We start from the raw sequence: 19,059 nt of genomic DNA, 5'->3' as shown, positions 1-19,059 counted from the left end.
CCATAAGCTAAAAGTCTCACTTCATGAAGTACATATTATACACCTTGAAGTGGGCTATTTGTTTGCTCCTGAGACAACCCCATTATGACCTTTACTTATTAGTAAAGAATTTATCAATTCTAACTGCAATTGTTGCTGCTTGTGCTCTTGTCAGAGTGTTTTGAGGGTTTATACTATTATTTTCACCCTCAATTATACCGTTTTTAATACTTAAAGCTGTTGCTTTTTTCGCCCAGTCAGGAATTGTCTGTCCATCATTAAATTGGCTTAAAATTTTATCAGCTTCTGTTTCACTGATATCTTGACTCATTTCTAGTACACTTAATAGTCTACCTACCATAGTCATAGCTTCAACTCTTGTTAGAGAAGCTTCAGGTACATAAGAAGTTTCCGAAACTCCAGTAACGATTCCCATTTGTGTAGCGATAGCTACACTTCGATTGAACCAGGCGTTGGATCCAACATCATTGAAATTACTAGAAGCATCTTTTTGCATAAAGCCTGCTACACGAAGTAAGATCGTTGGATACTCAGCTCTTGTTACTTTATTTTCTGGGTCAAACTGTCCATTCCCCTTCCCTAATACAAATAATTTAGAGGAAGCTTCGTTAATGCTTTGTTCTCCCCAGAACCCATTTCTCACATCATTAAATGTATTCACATTTCGAATAAAACTAACATTTCCTGATCCTGTCAATTGAACGTCTACATTACTGCCGTTTAACGTCCATGGAATTGTTGTCCATTGACCGTTTGGTCCTCTTAATACAACTGCAGTAATATCAGAAGCTTTCAATCCTGTTGGTACCGGGATTGATGTTTTCACAGTTTGATATCCTATAGCTGCAAAAGCATTCGTATCTACTGTAACCCCGCGGCCTTCATCAAGTACTGTTGCTCCTACACTTGTTGCAATTTCATTCATTGCGTTTAAAGTTGATGGGTTATTTGAAATAACTTTGACCTCTAGATCTTGAGTCATCTTTTCTACCATTTTTGGTGTGATTACTAACTTAGCTAATGGTAAATCAACTCGAATATTTCGTTGATCTTTCACAACTTGTTGTTTAATTGTTTGATCAAAACGGAATGCGTAACCTTGAATTGTTTGATCTTGTCCACTTATGACGATTTCTTTTGAATTCGTTAGATCCACATCTGATAGAGTAAAGTTTGCCTCTAACACACCATTATTCATTTCACCATTTACAGGCTTATCGTTAATGGTTGTTTCTGCTGTAGGTGGGATGATTGCACCACCGCCTCCACCACCACCAATTGATGGTTGTTTCGTCAATTTGTGGGTTAACACATCACTTGGTTCCTTATCTTCAGCAATCGTAATGGCTTTAAGCGTTGTTGTTTCGCTTAATTCAAATGGCTCCGCATACTTTGCTGTTGTTCCTTCATTCGGGTAAGGACTACTTCCATCTAAAGTATAGTAAATTTCTCCACCTGTTTCAGTTGTCGTTAATTCAACTACCACTTTTTCTTGGAAAGTTTCCGTATCAGGATCCGTTACAACAGTCGGTTTAGATGCTTTATCAATAAACAATAATGCTTCTTCATTGATGACAATCGTTCTGCTATCCTCTCCAACAACTGCTGTTAATATTGCTTTTGAGCCATTTAGAATGCCCGATATTGCACTTGAAGGATCAGAAGTCCAATTTACATCAGGATCATTCGTTAATGCAAATTCTCTAGTAATACGGTTCACTACATCATGCTCATGAAGAATGACCGCTACCGTACTTAGTTTTGTTACATTTTGAGTAAAGCCAGTTAACTGCGGATAGAATCCTGAAACAGCTTGCCAATTACCATGTAAATCATCTGAAGGCAGTGTTCCACTTGTAAGTTCGGAAGATAACATTCCTTTTGATTCTGTAGTACTTCCACTTACACGTTTTTTATCAGAATCATAATAGGCTGTATTCGCTTTTAACATTTGTCTATTAAAAGCTGTGTTCGTAATGGCTGTCTCACTAATTTGACCAGCAATTCCGCCATAGAAACTTTGTTGTGGAACAATTTTCTCATCAATGCTAGAAATAACTTCTGAATAGTTAAGTGCATTGCTTATTGTTCCTGCTTCTGTATAACCAACAATTCCACCAGCCCATGTACGAACATCCGAATCGCCTATACCTTTTACAACAATGCGCCCTGAGTTGTAGACATCTTTAATGTTACCTGTATTCGTTCCAGCAATTCCACCGATTTTTGCAACTTTTGAACTAACGTTGATATCAGCGTACGAGAACGATTGTTCAATAGCACCATTGTTCTCAGCAGCGATTCCACCAGCAATGATCGAATCTTTGTTCGAACTATTTAAACTTCCTCCGATATATGAAGTACGAATCGTACCTTCATTAACACCCGCAATCCCACCAAGCACTTTGCTATCGGTAGTAATTTTGCCAGCTGCCGGATTTTGTTCAATCATTCCTTTATTGATTGCAGCTATACCACCAGTATTTTCTGATGCTTTTACGTCAAGTGTTTCAATTTGAGCTTTTGAAATTGTTCCATCAGTATCATTGATTCCAACAATTCCTCCAGCATGATTACCATTTAACTTTACAGATTTAAGTTCAATTTCAGTAATCGTTTCACTGTTTGTCCCAGCAGCTCCGCCAATTTGATCCTCACCATCAATTGACAGTTCTTCAACATTGACAGAAGTTATGTTGCCTGTATTTGTTCCAGTTACTCCACCAAGAGAATTTTCTCCATGGATGGTTGCGATTTGAACATCTACATTTGAAATTGATCCAGAATTCGTACCTGTTGCGCCACCGACATTGTTTTCTCCGTTTATTGTTAATGATTGGAGAATGACAACTTCCTCATCACTTCCGATGATTCCAGTATTGACGCCTGTAATTCCACCTAGCTCATTTTTACCTTTAACAGAAGATGATTGAACATCTACCTTCGAAATCATTCCGTCATTTGCTCCAGCAATGCTTCCGACCTCGTTCGTTCCTTCTAAAGATACGTCTTTAAATGTTACGTCTGTTATCAATTGTTCTGAACCATTTATTCCAGCTACTCCACCGACATGATCCTTTCCTACAATTGCTAGTTTACCAGTCGCTTTTACATTTGTTATCGTACCATTGTTCATTCCAGCAATTCCACCTGTGAAATCTCCACTGTTTGTAATTGTACCAGTTACTTCACTGCCAGTAATCGTACCATCATTTACTCCAGTTACTCCACCAACATGTGAAGTACCAGTAAGATTTAGTGCTGTAATTGCTGTATTCGTAATCATATGGTTTGATGCCTCATCATCAAGTGAAACAGGAGTTATTTCTGAAGGTAGGGCTCCATTGATTCCAGCAATTCCACCAATATTCGTATCTCCATCAATTTTTAAGGTCTGAAGATTTATTTCTCCCTCTTCACTTCCGATGACACCTGTATTGATACCGGTAATTCCACCAAGCTCATTCTTACCTGAAATGGTTACCTTTTCTAAATCGACAATTGAAATAGTGCCTGCATTATTCCCGGCAATACCTCCTACTTCATTCTTACCTTTAACGACAATTTCTTTCGATGCAGCGTTCGTAATCGCACCTGTATTTACACCTGAAATTCCACCTAATTCATGATCACCATCAATAGTTAAAGCACCATTTAGAGTGACTCTCTGAATTAGATTTGTGTTTTCGCCAGCCATTCCACCTAGTTGGGCTTTACCAGAAATAGAAGTCGAACCGCTTAGCATAATGTCTTGAATCGTTCCTGTATTTCTACCAGCAACTCCACCTAGCTGGTCTTCACCAGTAATAGAAGTCGAACCGCTTAGCATAATGTCTTGAATCGTTCCTGAATTCTTACCAGCAACAGCCCCTGTATTCGAGTCACCTTCCATATAGACATTTGGTAAAGAAAGGGCTTGAATGGTTCCTGCGTTTTGTGCGACGAAACCTGTGTACTCTTTGTCATCTGTGATATTTGGATAAATACCATGATGAATTTTATACCCTGATTTCGTTACTTTACGAATATTGACTCCATTCACTGTTTTTTCGCTTCCATTAAATGTTGCACTAGATTCGAATTTGGCTATCGGTAACCAAACTTTCCCTTCAGCAAGAGTAATATTATCTAATAAAGTAATATGGTTAATCGTAAGTTTATCAGCAGCTCTATTAAACAATGAATAATATTTTAACTCGGAAACATTGTCATTGTATAACATGACAACCGCCGTTAATTCTTTTGCATCTTTTACCGCTAAAGTTGTTCCATCTCCTTCTGCTAGTAAAATTGTAGCATCTGGATCTGTACTCCATTCACCATACGGCAATGAAACGCCATCTTTTGCTTCTGTAAAGCTCCCGTGAGTAAAGTTATAGGCGATTACCGCATCTTTTCTTACGTTAGCATCATTTTCATTTCGAATATTACTAATAGAAATGTTATTTTCTTTCACTTTTGATTCAATATCTGTAAGCTTTCCATCATTTAATGCCGCAAAACCACCTGCATAGGCACGTGTGGCATTGTTTACGCCTGTTGCTTTGATATGATCAGCAGTATTTGCTAATGCATTGGTAATTTCAGCCTCTTTTTCTACATAAGCCGCAAAACCTGCACTTCTCGTGTCAAAGCCTGAATTATCAACATTTCCTGTTGCATAAGCATCTTTGATTTCATAATGATCCATATAGCCGACAAATCCTCCAGCATAGGACATTACTTTGCCCGATACTTTTACATCCCCTTTTGCATACACTCTTTCAAGTAATGGTTTTGAAGGTGAATCAGCAGTAAAGAAAGAGATTGCCTTTTGTAGCAAACTTGCTTCGCTTACATCTAAATTATCTAAATAACCAGCAAAACCACCTGCGTTGATGACATTTTCTACATTTGTACATGTAATCTCTACTGGGATATCAGCATATGCATAAGACATATTTGTATTACTTGCTAGTCCAGCAAATCCTCCGACGAAAGTCGTTTCATCCTTACCTTTTGCTGTTCCTACTTTAATCATTGCCTCATTTTCATCAGTAACTTGTGAATGATGAATTTCACCATCAACTGTTTTCCCGACAAATCCACCAACATAGTAGTATTTACTTGTATTGGCATCAATTGGGCTAACACTTTTCGATTGGATAGCAATTCCGTCTTGGTTATGGCCAATCATCCCACCGACATAAACATTATTCCCGTTATTAACTGTCAGGGGTGTTGAAGAATCAGAGAAATAAATGGAAGCATTGTTATTTTGTCCAACAATCGCTCCGACATATAAATCTGCTTTTGTGTCTTCTCCACTTACTTTAATTTCGTTAGCTTCAACATTTGCACTGTATATTCCTTTATAAAGTGGTGCTGCAAAACCAAAATCAAGAGCCGCATCTCGATCAGTTGCATTAATGGTTCCAGCAACTCCACCAATTATATGGTTATTAGTTGATTTAGCATTTGATGTAATCGTAGTTTCTGGCAATACTTTCACATCATAAATAATGGAATCATTCGCTTCTCCAACAATGCCGCCTGCTGTAACCATCCCAGCTATGTTAGCATCAATTGCTGCAGCAAAGGTTGCATCTTTTAATGCTGTATCTGTTAGCTTACCAGCAATACCGCCGATTAGAACAGAATCAGCACTTCCATTAACAGTTCCAAGAACAATCTTTTCTGTTTTCACATTTGTCATGTCAAATGTATTATCACCATTGCCTGTTTTGTCTCCAATAATACTGCCGACAATTCCTGTACCCGAAATATGAGGCACTGTAGCTTCTGTATCATCTGTAGTAACTGCTACATTTTCAATCATATTTCCCTTATCTGACTTACCAATAACAGCACCAATCGTCGAATTTGCACCAGAAGCTTCGATTATACCGTCTTTAAATGTAACGGTGATATCACTTGCTTTTCCAGAAACATAATGTCCAATGACGCCGCCAACAATATTGTTAGCACCTTCAGAAGTAATTTTGTAGTTGTCAATCATATCAACAGATAGACTTGTAACAGCTCCAGTTTGACGACCGATGATTCCTCCAATCGTTACATCCTCATGCTTACTACCGATACTTCCATCGATTCTATTCATAGTATAAGTTGATGGCTCAACATTCGATTCGTTTTCACCGATCATACCGCCAACGATTGACTCATTAGAAATAGCCTCTACTCTGCTTCCTTCATCAAGAGTTAGGTTCAGATCAGTGATTGCACCAGTATTTTTACCGATGATTCCTCCAACTGTTTTACCTTGTACTATTGCCCCATCTAATAAAGTGACATGAATATCAGATACTTTCCCTTTATTAACACCAGCTAGCACACCTGTTTCATTGTCACCAGCAACAATGTCTGCCTCTAGTTGTACGTTTGTAACTGTACCACTTTCACCTATTAACCCAAATAGCCCGATATAATCATGCTGCTTTGTTACTTTAAGGCCATGGATTAAATATTGATCGCCATTTCCATTAAATGTTCCATTGAATGGTGTTTCTTCTTTATGACCAATTGGTACCCATTGATTTGATTGAATATGGATCGTACTTGCGATATTAATCGTTCTACCCTCAAAATCAAATCTTTCAAGTCCTGGGATCATCCCATTAACAATGGCAGCAAGACCAGCTAGTTCTGCTTCCGTTTTAATCTCGTAAACTGGTTTTTGTTTATCTACTGTATACCAATTGATATTTGCGTTTACGATGTTCGCGATATCATCATCAATTTCTTCATTCCCCGTATTTGCAAGACGATTCAATTCTGGGAATTTATAGACTGCATTCGGAGAACCATATCTCCAAGTGTTTTCAAAATCCCATTGCGATAAATTCGGGAAATCCGTTCGATCCATTAATGAGTCTCTATGGATTGTACTTAATTTCGTTGGAGCGTTTAACCAACGATAGTTTCCTTCTGCAAAGTCAGGTAAATCTTTGTTGAATTTTTCATCTTTTAAATAATAGTTTCTTGAAAGTAAATTTTTACTTGAATTATCATAGTAGCCGATAAAACCACCTTGAAAATTTGCAGCTGATTTAACTTGTGCTGCAGAATAACTACCTTCAACAGTGCCTTTGGTAATCTTACCAATAAAGCCACCGGCATAAGAGTTTACTCCATTGGCTGTTACTTGTTGGCCAACATATGAGTTCTTAATTTCTCCTTCTGCATGAAGTCCAACTAAGCCACCTACATTTGTATTCGGAGCATTCGCTATTACTTTTGAATTCGTATAAGACTTATCAATTGTGCCTGTGTTTTTACCTACTAATCCACCAAGATATAATAGATCATCCTTTGAACTAGTACCGTAGTTTCTTGCTGTTACATCAATGTCAATATACGAGGATAATACTTTTCCTTCATTAACACCAACTAAACCACCGGCAAATGTACCTTTTCCTTCAATAATTATATTATTATTAGAATACGTATAGTAAATCGTACCAATATCGGTGTTTAGACCAACTAAACCACCAATTTTACTATCTGCACCTGTGGATGTTACGTTATTTTTGTCAGCAATACTATTGTTAGCAATAACCGTTTCATTCGTACCGACTAGACCACCTGTAGTTGCCTTTGGTGCATTGACAGTAATTGGCCCAACACTGCGGCTGCCTTGAATACTGCTGATTGCGTCTTGCGGTTCAACAGAATCCTCATCAATGGTTCTTTCAGCATTATAACCAACGATTCCGCCAACAACGGATGAATCTGCTGATGCACTTGTATCTAATTTCAACCCTAATACATAGCTGTCTTTAATAATGGCATCTTCTGTACCTTTGTTATATCCAGCCATACCACCAACATAAGATTGCTTTCCATTAATCCTCAAATCTACGTTATTTCCTACTACTTTATCAATTCTTGATTCATTATTATAACCAACGAAGCCACCAATTCTAGTATTTTGTGTTGCGGTAGCTAGTTGTTCTGGAGTAGGAACGTTTGTTGAAATTAATAAATTATCAACATTCTTTAAAGTCTTATTCCCCTCAATTTTACTTTCTGTTAATTCACCAGCGATTCCACCAGCATGGACTTCTGTTGCACGAACTAGAATTCTCGCTGTGTTTGGTGTAACAGCTTTTAAAGTAGAATTTAATATCTCCGTTTTATCACCATAACCAACGATTCCACCAATTTTGGATTGTGTTCCAGTAGTCGTAATTAAAGCTGATTCTTCGGCAAGAACATGTGAATCTTCTACTTTCGCTTTTTTCTCACTTGTTCCTTCAGATCGTCCTGCAATCCCACCGATTTCGGAGTTTGCTCCACTCGAGATGATGACTACGTTTTCTGAAGTACTGTTAGAAACAGTTCCTTTATTTACACCGACATTGCCGCCAATTTTATTGGCTTGTCCGTCTGACGTAATATTAAGATCCTCCCCTAAACTCTTCGTTGTACTTCTTAAGTTTTCACCGTAAACTCCACCAATATGAACATCAGCAATTTTAGATTTATTTGTTATTTCTACATTTTTTGCAATTAGAGTATGATCCTCTTCTGCTATTAAAGAATCATCGGCAACATCATTGCTACCAACAACTCCACCGACATTAACAGGTGTCGTTTTAACATCCATTTTTAATGTATCCACTAATAAGTTCACTTTTGGTGATTGGTTCAGACCAATAGCTCCACCAATCTGACTATTTTGTGCATCAATAACTAGATTAATATTTTTTACGTTCACATTTTCAGGCGCGTCTTGTGAACCTACTGTTGCTTCCTGTAAAAGCACTCCTGCGATTCCACCTGCAGTTAACTCTGTTTTACCATTTTTTGTATTAATCGTTACACTGTCATAATCCTCTTGACCAACAAAAGCGTTAATGATATGCCCTTTCGCCTTACCGACGATTCCACCAATCACACCTTTATCACTTCTTGCTGTTAACCCAACATGTTTGACGGTTGCGTCATCCACAATACTAGTAGCAGGGGTATTCATAAATCCAACAACCCCACCAATTGAACCGTCAGCTAAGATATTTGCATAAGAATCTTTTGCTTTCCCTACATTTGCTTCAGCTACTTTCCCATTTTCTAAATAACCGATGATCCCACCTGTAAAGGTAGTTTCATGAGTTCCGCCTGTTTCTTCAATTCTTCCTTTAAAGCTAGTATTCTCAACTTTGCTATTAACTGAATTATAATAGCCGACGATTCCACCCGTTGCTATGAAATTAGCAGTGCTTGGATCGATTGCTACTACATGAATAAGATTATTATTTTCATCATTATTTACATCATCATAAGTTAAATCTTTTACATCTGTTACTGAATTAGGTGCTTCTACTTTACCAATATAACCACCTGTATAAATGCTAGCATTTCCGTTAACCTCGATTTCCCCAATGTTTTCTATGTTTGTAATGGTACCATCCATGCTAGTTATAATACTTCCGATAATTCCACCAGTGAAAATACCTGTATTTCCATTAACAGTTATTTTCCCGCTATTTTTATTTAATTCGACAAACTCAACAGGTGCTTCTGATAAGCCAATAATTCCACCTGTATGAACATTCGAACCACCATTACTCGTTACTTCAACAGTATTTGTGTAAGGAATATCAATTTGTGGGTACACTGTTCCCATCCCACCGATTAATCCACCTGCAGCAGAAAGGTTTGCCATTGTAGCATCGACAGTAACATCAGCACTATTTAGAGTATTAAGAGATAATGTCACTTTTCCGTGCGCTTTTCCAACAATCCCACCAGTAAAGGCTCTATCTGCACGCTCTACTAAAATACTTCCTTTATTTTCAATCTGTGTATCCTGCTCATGCATCTCTAGTAGACCAGTAGTGTAACCAACAATCCCAGACGCATAAACATCGATGTTACCTTGAGCCTCTACATTACCTTCATTCGTTACTTTTTTGATTACGACTTTTGCACCATCTGTATAACCGACAATTCCACCAACATAGACATGTGGTGTTTCATATGTTGCTAGTTTCGTTTTTTCTAAAGAAAGCTTTTTCTTTTCAAGAGAATCTTCTAAGTCGATTGTTTCAGTCGAATCTTCCTCTAATTCTGATTCTGTTGTATCACCGTCAAGACTATTATCAGAATTGACCGCATCATCTAATTGATCTTCTGAATCAGAATCTACTGTTTGATCAACTATGCTGTCTTGCTCTTCAGTACTTTCAGTAGTCTCTATTGAGGCATTGGATACAGGCACAGGATTTATTTCCCCTTCTTGTGTATCCTTCTCATTGCTTTCATCTGCTAATTCCGTATTCTTTTCGGTATCCGAACCTGTTTCTTCCTCTTTATTAATAATCTCTGAGCCCTGTTCACCCTCTAGTGATTCTTCTAGATTTTGTTCAGTTTCCTGCTCTTCTTCTAGATTAATAAGCTTAGATTTATTGGCAAAATTAACAGCATCACCTGTACTATCTACCATTACATTCGCATTATTTACCGAGTTCGAAATTAAACTATTGTTATCAGCTCTCCCAGCAAGTCCACCGACATAGGCAGCACCTGATGTTTGAATATTAATAGGAGTCGCATTTGTAATGTTAATTAGTTCACTGTGGTTATCTATTTTACCAACAGCAGCACCCGCGAATACATCAGCATCAATATTAGTTAGGTCTATTCCACCGCCAGTAAAATTAATTCCAGCCACTAAACCACCTTGTGCTAAATGACCGACTAATCCGATATATTCACGTACATTTTCATCTTTTATACTAGTAATATTCATGTTTTGAATATTAACAATTGTACCTGATTTACCTGATAATACTCCTTCAAATGGATGGTCTTCCGTACCGATTGGAACCCAAACATTCGCGGCTAAATCTACTTCCCCAATAGGCTGGTCCACGCCACCGACTGTTTCACAAAATTCAACAGTTTTTCCTGCGAATGAATCTTGAATTTTATAATGACCATCATCATCTATTTGTTCTATTTTTTTCAAATCTTTAAATTCGATATCTCCCCAACCAAACGTATCTCGTAAATTGGTATCTTTAGTAATGATCACTCCATCATTAACTAACTTAGCAACACCTGCTAATTCACGCCCATCCCTAACGCAAAAGGTGGAGTATGTATCAGTAGGATCATACCAGCTAATATCATAGTTCTTATCTTCCTTCTTAGCATCGTCATTACCATCTGTCCAATAGGAAGGAGTACTCGCATAAGCCCAAATCCCTCCTCCAATAACAAGAATGGAGAGACACGCAGCTATGGCTATTTTGTATTTCGTTTTTAGCTTGCTTAACATGATTTCACCGCCTAAAATTTGTAAAACACATGAAGTAGATAGGAGGCTGTCCCTCTGTGACAGCCTCACTATTTACCTGATAACCTATTTTTCGTCTGTTACTAACTTCTCAACTCTTATTGCAATCGCAGCAGCTTGTGCACGTGTTAATGGATTTTGTGAATTGATCTTTCCATTTTCGCCAACAATAATCCCCTGCTTTATCGTTAATGCAGTTGCCTTTCTTGCCCAATCTGGAATCGACTTTTCATCTTTAAATGACTTTAAGATTTTATCCACTTCTTTGTCATCCAAATCTTCACCTAATTCAAGCGTGCTGAAAAGTCTTCCTACCATTGTCATACCTTCTATCCTCGATAATGTTGCCTGAGGTGAATATGACGTTGGTGATACTCCGTTGACGATTCCCATTTCTGAGGCAATCGCAACACTTCGGTTAAACCAAGCATCTTCACCAACATCACTAAAGTTGCTTTCAGCGTCTTTATTCATCAGTCCTGCAACACGAAGTAAAATTGTTGGATATTCTGCTCTTGTTACTTTGTTCTCAGGATCAAACTGTTTGTTCCCTTTTCCAAGAACAAATAATTTTGCCGCAGCATCACTAATACTTTGTTTGCCCCAGTAATTATCCTTTACATCAGCAAAGGTTTGCTTGTTCTGAATAAAACTAATACTGCCTTCTCCGGTTACTTGAGCATTTATGAAAGCATTTGTTCCTTGAATGTCCATTGTCCAAGGAATGGTTGTCCAGCTGCCATCTGGTCCTTTCTGAATAATGGCCGTAATGTCTCTTGCCTGAATGGAACTTGGGATAGCAATCTTTGTTGGGATATAACGATTCGATTTATCGCCATATAAATTCGTCTCAATTGTTACTCCTTGCCCAGCTCCTAGCAGTGTGCTATTGATATTTTTCGCTATAGTATTCATGGCATTTGCATTCGTTTCATTATTCACTGAAATTTTCATTTCAAAATTGCCTTGCTTTTGTTTTAACATCTCTGGTGTAATATTCATTTTTGCCATTGGCAGGTCAATAACAATATTTTTCTTAGCCTTAATAGCTCCTTCTCTAATACTGTTATCAACTTTGAATTGGAAGCTTTTCACATTACTGTCAAGTGATGAAATAACAAGGTTATTTGTAAATTTCGTAGAACTATCAGATGTAATGTTCGTAACAAGTACGTCCCCTTGAAGCTCACTGTCTACCACCTTATCGTCAACCTTCACTTCAAGTGGTGCTTCCGGATAACCCGGCACACCCGGTACTCCTGGTAGCCCCGGCAATCCTGGGAACCCTGGGAACCCTCCACCTGAACTCATCCATAGATTAGGAGTTAATTTCCCAGAAAGAGAGATCACTTCATGTGTTCCAGATACACGTTTTGCAACGACAATGATTTCTCCCGCTTTTGCTGTGATTTCACCATTTTTCGGCAGTAAGCTCCAATCACTAACTTTCTGTTTGAATGTTGGTAAAGCAACATCTTCATCGCTAGCAAATACTTTATAAACAAACTGATGTCCTACCATATCTTCTGAACTTCCGACTTTGACTTTTGTCTTCGTTGTATTTCCTGTGATTTGTTCTGTCACAGCATTGATAATACCTAATTCTGTCGGAGCTGGTACCTTAACATTGGCAACTGCCATCGTTTCTAAAGTAATATCTTCTGCTACTGTGTATTCTGCATGAATTAGACTTGCTCCGCCTTTAACAGCAGTGATCGTATGATTCACTTCATCTAAAGAGACGGCTTGTCCTTTAGAAACTGTAAATTGCAGATGGTCTAAATCTTTTTCTGGAATTGGGACATCTTTGAATTTCGGTTTCCCTTCTCCATCTTTTCCATCCAACACTCTTAAGAACGCTTCAAGTTGAATGTCTTCTCCTGGTTTAAGGGTTGGAACTTCTTTAATAACAATTCCTGCCGGTACTTCGAATGAATCATTTGTCACTTTTACGGCAGCTGTATTTTCATTTCCAGCATGATCCTTTGCCATAAATTGCAGTTTAATTGTTGGTTCATTTGAATTCACTTCAACCAGGCCATTGAATGTACCATCATCTTTAACTGGTATAGGATAATCATTTACAAGAATATTACTTACATCATTTGTTGTTGTTCCAGCTACTTTAACTTTTCCATCTTTTGTTCGATCTCCAGTTACTGGTTCATCAATGTACAAGATTGGCGCAATCGTATCAACCGTTAAGTAAAGCATTGTCACCGATTGATCTTTCGTAACTGTATTTTTTGCAACAAGTTCAATCGCAAATGTTCCATCAAGATCGAATTGATCGAATTCAATTGTACCTGAACTTCCGCCATCTTTATTATTTTTGAGTTTTGCTTCACCAATCACTTCATCGCCATAAATGGCTTCAATCTCTATGTTTTCTTGATCTGAAGAAACGTTAATGCTTTGTTTCTTTTGATTTGTTAACACCTCAATGAAAGGAGCATCTTCTGAGAAAGTTTGATTTTCCACAACGGCTGCTAATTTCGGATTCACTGGAATAGGAAGCAGCATTTTCTTGCCTGAATTACTGTCTATTCTTTCAGCAAAATGGAATCGTTGATTATCTTCTATTTTCTCTGTAATAACCGAAGAAACACCAATCACATATTCATGTCCCACTTCCAGACCGACATATGATACCTTTTCATCGTTTTCTTTCTCTTTTAAGTCAATCGTTGTACCTTCTAGACTCTCAGGATCTACTTTTGTTTCTTCCGTAGTCATTGCTGTCCAGCCTCCGATTGGAATGCCTTCATAACGTCCAGACTTTTCATTCCAATATGACTTTAAGTCTTCTTCTGTAAACATGACTTCTGCATAGTTTGGATATGCTTCTAATTTTCCACTATTTTCATTTTCCTTGAAGGCTTCAATGACATATGTGTGTTCATGTTTCTCTTGTTCTGTCTTTTTCTTAGCTGGTTTAAAAGATAAATCGAAGTAACCATTACCACCTGGCTCAATTTTCACATCACTTACTTCACCTGGGGCATTCGGATTTACTAGTTTAAAAGTATCTTTAGATGTAGCTGTACCATAAGTGGATTCACTTTTTAGCTCAGCTCTTAAATAATAATTTCCTTGACTTAATAAACCTCGAATATCTTCTTCTTTCCCTAATAGGTCAATTTCTTTTACATCAATTTCATAACTTCCTGTTGTGATGTTTCCATCTTTTCCACCGTTTACATCAACAGGCAAATCTTTAGCAATTAGAAGTCCTGGCTCCCCTGGTTCTAACACTTCTTCACCATTCTCAAGTGTTGCAGTATCTGCCTTTTTTCCTGTTGATAGAGAATCCTCTGTTAAATATAAACTAACCGTATCCTTCTCTAGTGCATTTTTCACTTCCCAATTTGCCGTGAATTTATCTTTATTATCACCGAATACATCTTTTAATGAATTATTATCTGTAATTTCTACTTCTGTTAATTCAGGCAAGGTTGGTACATTTAATAATTTGGATTCTACTGCAACATCACTTGTTAATGTCCAGCTGCCACCTTTAATGCGATCTTCCTTCACAATGATATATGCTTTACGAATATCAACTTGTTCTGAGTTTCCTTCATCACTGGCTGCAATATGTTGAATAAATGCATTTGCATTTGGATCAGTATTCGTATTATCAAATTTAATTGGATAACTTTTTCCATCATGATCAGTTAATGTTAAATTTGGTACATCCGCTTGATCGTATTCAACTTCTATAAGTGCATTCCCACTTACTTGCTTCATAGGGATTTTATGAACGCGTCCTCCGTTTGAAACTGTAATTCCACCGACACCAACATCCATAGAACCTGTATCAATAACGCTTACTCCCTCGCTAACTTCGCGATAAACAATTTCTTGATTTTCTTTTTCAGCTGTTACCCATGAAGTTGCCAAAGTTTGTAAGCCTTGACCAATCACCATTAACTGCGGACCTTTTTCTGGATCTTCAATAACCATATGAATCAGACCATCTGGTAAATTTTCTCCTGATGTCCCAAATTCAATTCCGCCGCCCCAATAATATGTGATTCCTAGTTCAATTAATAAAATCCCAATACTCCCCCAAACTTTGTCGTTATTTACACCTAAGAATACACTTGAAAGCGGCATTCCACCTACGACTGGGACTGCTTTTGGAATTTGAACTCTAGATCCCACATAGCCTTCAAAATCAGTACGTTTCTTCTCTAGATTTTGACCAATAAATAAGCCTGCTTTTCCGACTACAACATCCCATCCCATAACATCTACTTCAGCATTTGCACGAACAAACCAAGGAGTTACCCATTGAGTTTGTAGCATCGCTTCAGATAAAATTGGGATTAGATTTTTTCCGCCGTCAACTGATAAATCAAGCTTACCAGCAAGGGCAAGTCCTGTACGCTTAACAGTCATATCTACATCACCATAGAAGTAGACACCAGGTACCCCGACCCGAGCTGTTATGCCTGCTTGTAGCACAAGCGGGAATGGATCTTTACTTGTTCCCCCAGCAATCGTATCTGCCAACTCCTTAACTGCACCACGTAGTCCTGATACATCAATTACACCTGGCACAACCTGTATACCTGGAGGTGGAAGCTTAAGTCCAAACGCAATGACATCTGGGAGCACTCGTCCATCTCGAACTTGCTTAAATGCAAGCTGTGCTTGAATTTCAATTTGATCAATAATATTCGCTTTAAAATCAATCCCATAACGATTTGTTTTGCCAACTGGCTGAACATAATGGGTAATGTCCACTTCTCCACCTATATCTACACCTTTACTGCCTTTTGGCGGAGTAAATAATCCAAGGGCTGAATCCAATTTGAATTTTAAATTAGCGTCAACACCCACGAAACCTTTCTTATTAAAGACAACATTTTGAATTTCTGATTCAATAACCTTCATGGACAAGGCACCACCGAAGGAGATACCGCCATTTCTTAAAATATAATCATTAAATTTAAAACCAAATCCTCCAATGGAGAAACTCGGTGCTGCGAACATGCTATGCTGATTAAAATAGACCTGCTCAATTTGAACTTGATTGATTGGACTTAAACGATCAGTAATTGACCCCTTTGCCCATTTTAATGATCCATTTAAGCTGTCATCTTCATCATTTTCCGGGAAAATTCTTAAGTCATCATATTCACATTCGGTTGGATTTTCACGACACTCTAATCCTTCTTCATCATTCGTCAATTTATTAAAGCCATTGAAGAAGTCAATGGACCATTCTCCTTTATAGAAGACAAAGCCACTGTTAGCAATATTTAAAATTCCGTCACCACGGACAAAAAGGGTTTCTAATAATGGTGTTTTTGCTGCACCAAATAAATTCAAGTCGTTTCTAACAAACACCATATCTTTCCCACGATAAGATACTGCATCATTAATTATCGCTGGTTCTGTTTTTGTATCAACAATAAATTGCTGATTCTCACCTGTACCTATTTGCTTAATCATCCCTTTGATATCAACCATTAAGTCACGGTCATCATCTTCAAAAAACTTATCAAATTCTTCTTGGGATTCAAACGCTTTATAATGATATAAGTAATATTTTTCTAGATTCTTCTCATCTGTAAATTCTTCAATTTTGAATTTAGGGTCTAATGCTTTACTTTCAGCTCCTATAAGCTTTTTGGAATTATTTAACTTTGTTATTTCTTCCTTTAGTTCCTGCAGTGAGGAGAAAGGAGCGCTAGGGAAAGTACTATTAGCGATTTCAAGATCTTCTCGATCAGGCTGCCATAAATCGACTTTTTGCTTATAAACAGCTAAAATATTTGCTTCCCGAATCCTTGTTTCCTGATTATTAGAGACAGTAAAGGACTGGTCAGTCACAATGTCGAACAGACCTGCTGATTCAGGGTCACCACCTGTATCACCTTTATAGTCAATTTCTACTTGATATTCACCTAATGGTAATTCAGGTCCCAGATTTGCTTCAATCACTTTACCATTTTTATCAACCAAATCTCCACCACGATAAGTAATTCTCATATCTCCCTTGATACCATCTGGATTTGACTGGATGATCACGTCTTCTTTTGTGCGAACTTTATATCGTTTTCCTGTTCGTTTTTCATTTAAATATAAATCAAAATTTGGTTCGACATTTTCGTTTCCTGTATTATAGGCCTCAATATTTGATAGGTTCAGCCTTATATATTTCACATCAGTGGAATATAATTCATCTGGTGACATGCCATATACATAGGTCGGCATAGCCTCTCCGATTGGTGGCAATAGTACAAAGTTACTTTCAGAAGATTCATATTGTGCTTTAATATTCTCATCTTCGATACCTTCGATTTTGCTCTGTGTCTCAGGACTTTTTGCTGTTAACATATATTCCCGAGTTGTCGGCCAAGCTTTGCCGCTCGCTTGAACTTTAAAAGAAGCTGTAACTGTATCTCCAGGCTTAAACTTCGGTACTATTCCTTTACTTGTTTCTTCTGGAGTTGCTGGCTTCGTAAATCTAATATCTTGACTTTGATCAGATAAGGTTTTTGGCTTGCCATCTTTATCACGTTCGATATTACCCTCTTTATCAAGCTTGACAAATTTCAAGCCATTCTGAAGAGTTAGCTGCATATCAATATGAGTATGCTCCATATCAAACATAGCCAAATTCTCTACCTCAGCAATGACATCAAAAATCCCTTCATCAACATAGGCACTATTATCAGATACTGTAGCTAGTTGTTGAACAGGGTCAATATAACGGATTGAAAATACCTTATCCGGTTCAATTAGCTCGCCTAAACCATATACTGTTTCAAATGTTTGGCTTGCACCTGCATTTAGTTTTGCGGGATTCCAGTAAAAAGCAACCGCTGAATCTGCAGTCCCAAAATCATTTGTATCTCTTGTAAAATCTAAATTCTTGTTTAATTTGTAGTCCCATTTCGTATTCGCAAGGCCATTCCAATGCCCAACAATCATTTCATCCACAATGTTAATGTTTTGTTCAGCAAAGTTATTAAAGCCATACGCCACAACATTTGTAGCTAATGGATTCGATAAATCCAATGCATCACGCATCACCCAATACGGAGGAAGCTTATAGTATGCCTCTTCTGCTGCTGGAACGCCTAATTCCTTAACAGGATCATGAACTAGTTTTCTTTCTACCGTTAAAGGTTGACCATAAATTGAGCCAATTTGGAACTCTGGACCGTCATTCCCTGCAACCATTGTATCTAATAGAATTCTTGATCCAAGCTCTACAGTTGACTTAGAGCTATTGACAACTTCATAACGCACGTTTACGTTCCCTGCATTTTTTACATCTGCAGTACTTGCATATAACGTTACTATTTGTTTAATTTTCACACCTTTGATCGTCCATATTGTTTCAATATGCTTACTTCCGTCTGGATTCTTCACGATTTTTGGTTCAGTGATTTCCGAAAAGAAATTAGCAGCAAATTTATAAGGATTCCCAAAGATATAATCGGTTCCATCTATTCTAAATGTTGTGAACGATGTTTCAGGATCATCACCGCCAAACAACATATTTACGTTTTGGTCATTTTTACGAATCGGTTGACCTTCAACTGTTCGTATACCAAAACGCCCTGTACTATTATCAACTGATACCTTTATATAGTCATTCTCAATTACTGTTGTTTTTGGAGAAGCTAATTTTTCAGCAAACGTTTGAATTTCATTGAAATTCGTTGAGAAGACTAGTACAAAGACAACCAGAGATAAGAGCATTTTCTTAAATAATCTCACTTCGGCACCTCCTA

The 19,059-nt window shown here is 37.6% G+C and carries 2 protein-coding genes; both read right to left on the bottom strand.

The genetic code is table 11. The annotated features are described in order from the left end of the window. Positions 1 to 91: 91 nt before the first annotated feature. Entirely contained in the window at positions 92 to 11,284 is an 11,193-nt protein-coding gene (locus tag ACFYKT_RS16055; protein WP_389221686.1) for an S-layer homology domain-containing protein, read from the bottom strand. Between the two features lie 84 nt (positions 11,285 to 11,368). Next, the gene (locus tag ACFYKT_RS16050; RefSeq protein ID WP_389221684.1) at positions 11,369 to 19,045 is read right to left on the bottom strand and encodes an S-layer homology domain-containing protein; all 7,677 of its coding nucleotides are present in this window, start codon (positions 19,043 to 19,045) and stop codon (positions 11,369 to 11,371) included. Between the last annotated feature and the right edge of the window lie 14 nt (positions 19,046 to 19,059).

Origin of the sequence: Cytobacillus mangrovibacter, from assembly GCF_042865275.1 — a bacterium.
Classification (GTDB): Bacteria; Bacillota; Bacilli; order Bacillales; family Cytobacillaceae; genus Cytobacillus; species Cytobacillus mangrovibacter.
This window is presented reverse-complemented; position numbering and strand designations above follow the sequence as displayed.

Bases quoted from the DNA above. Each gene is read 5' to 3' on its own strand.
- ACFYKT_RS16055 (WP_389221686.1), bottom strand. From the start codon at position 11,284: ATGTTAAGCAAGCTAAAAACGAAATACAAAATAGCCATAGCTGCGTGT.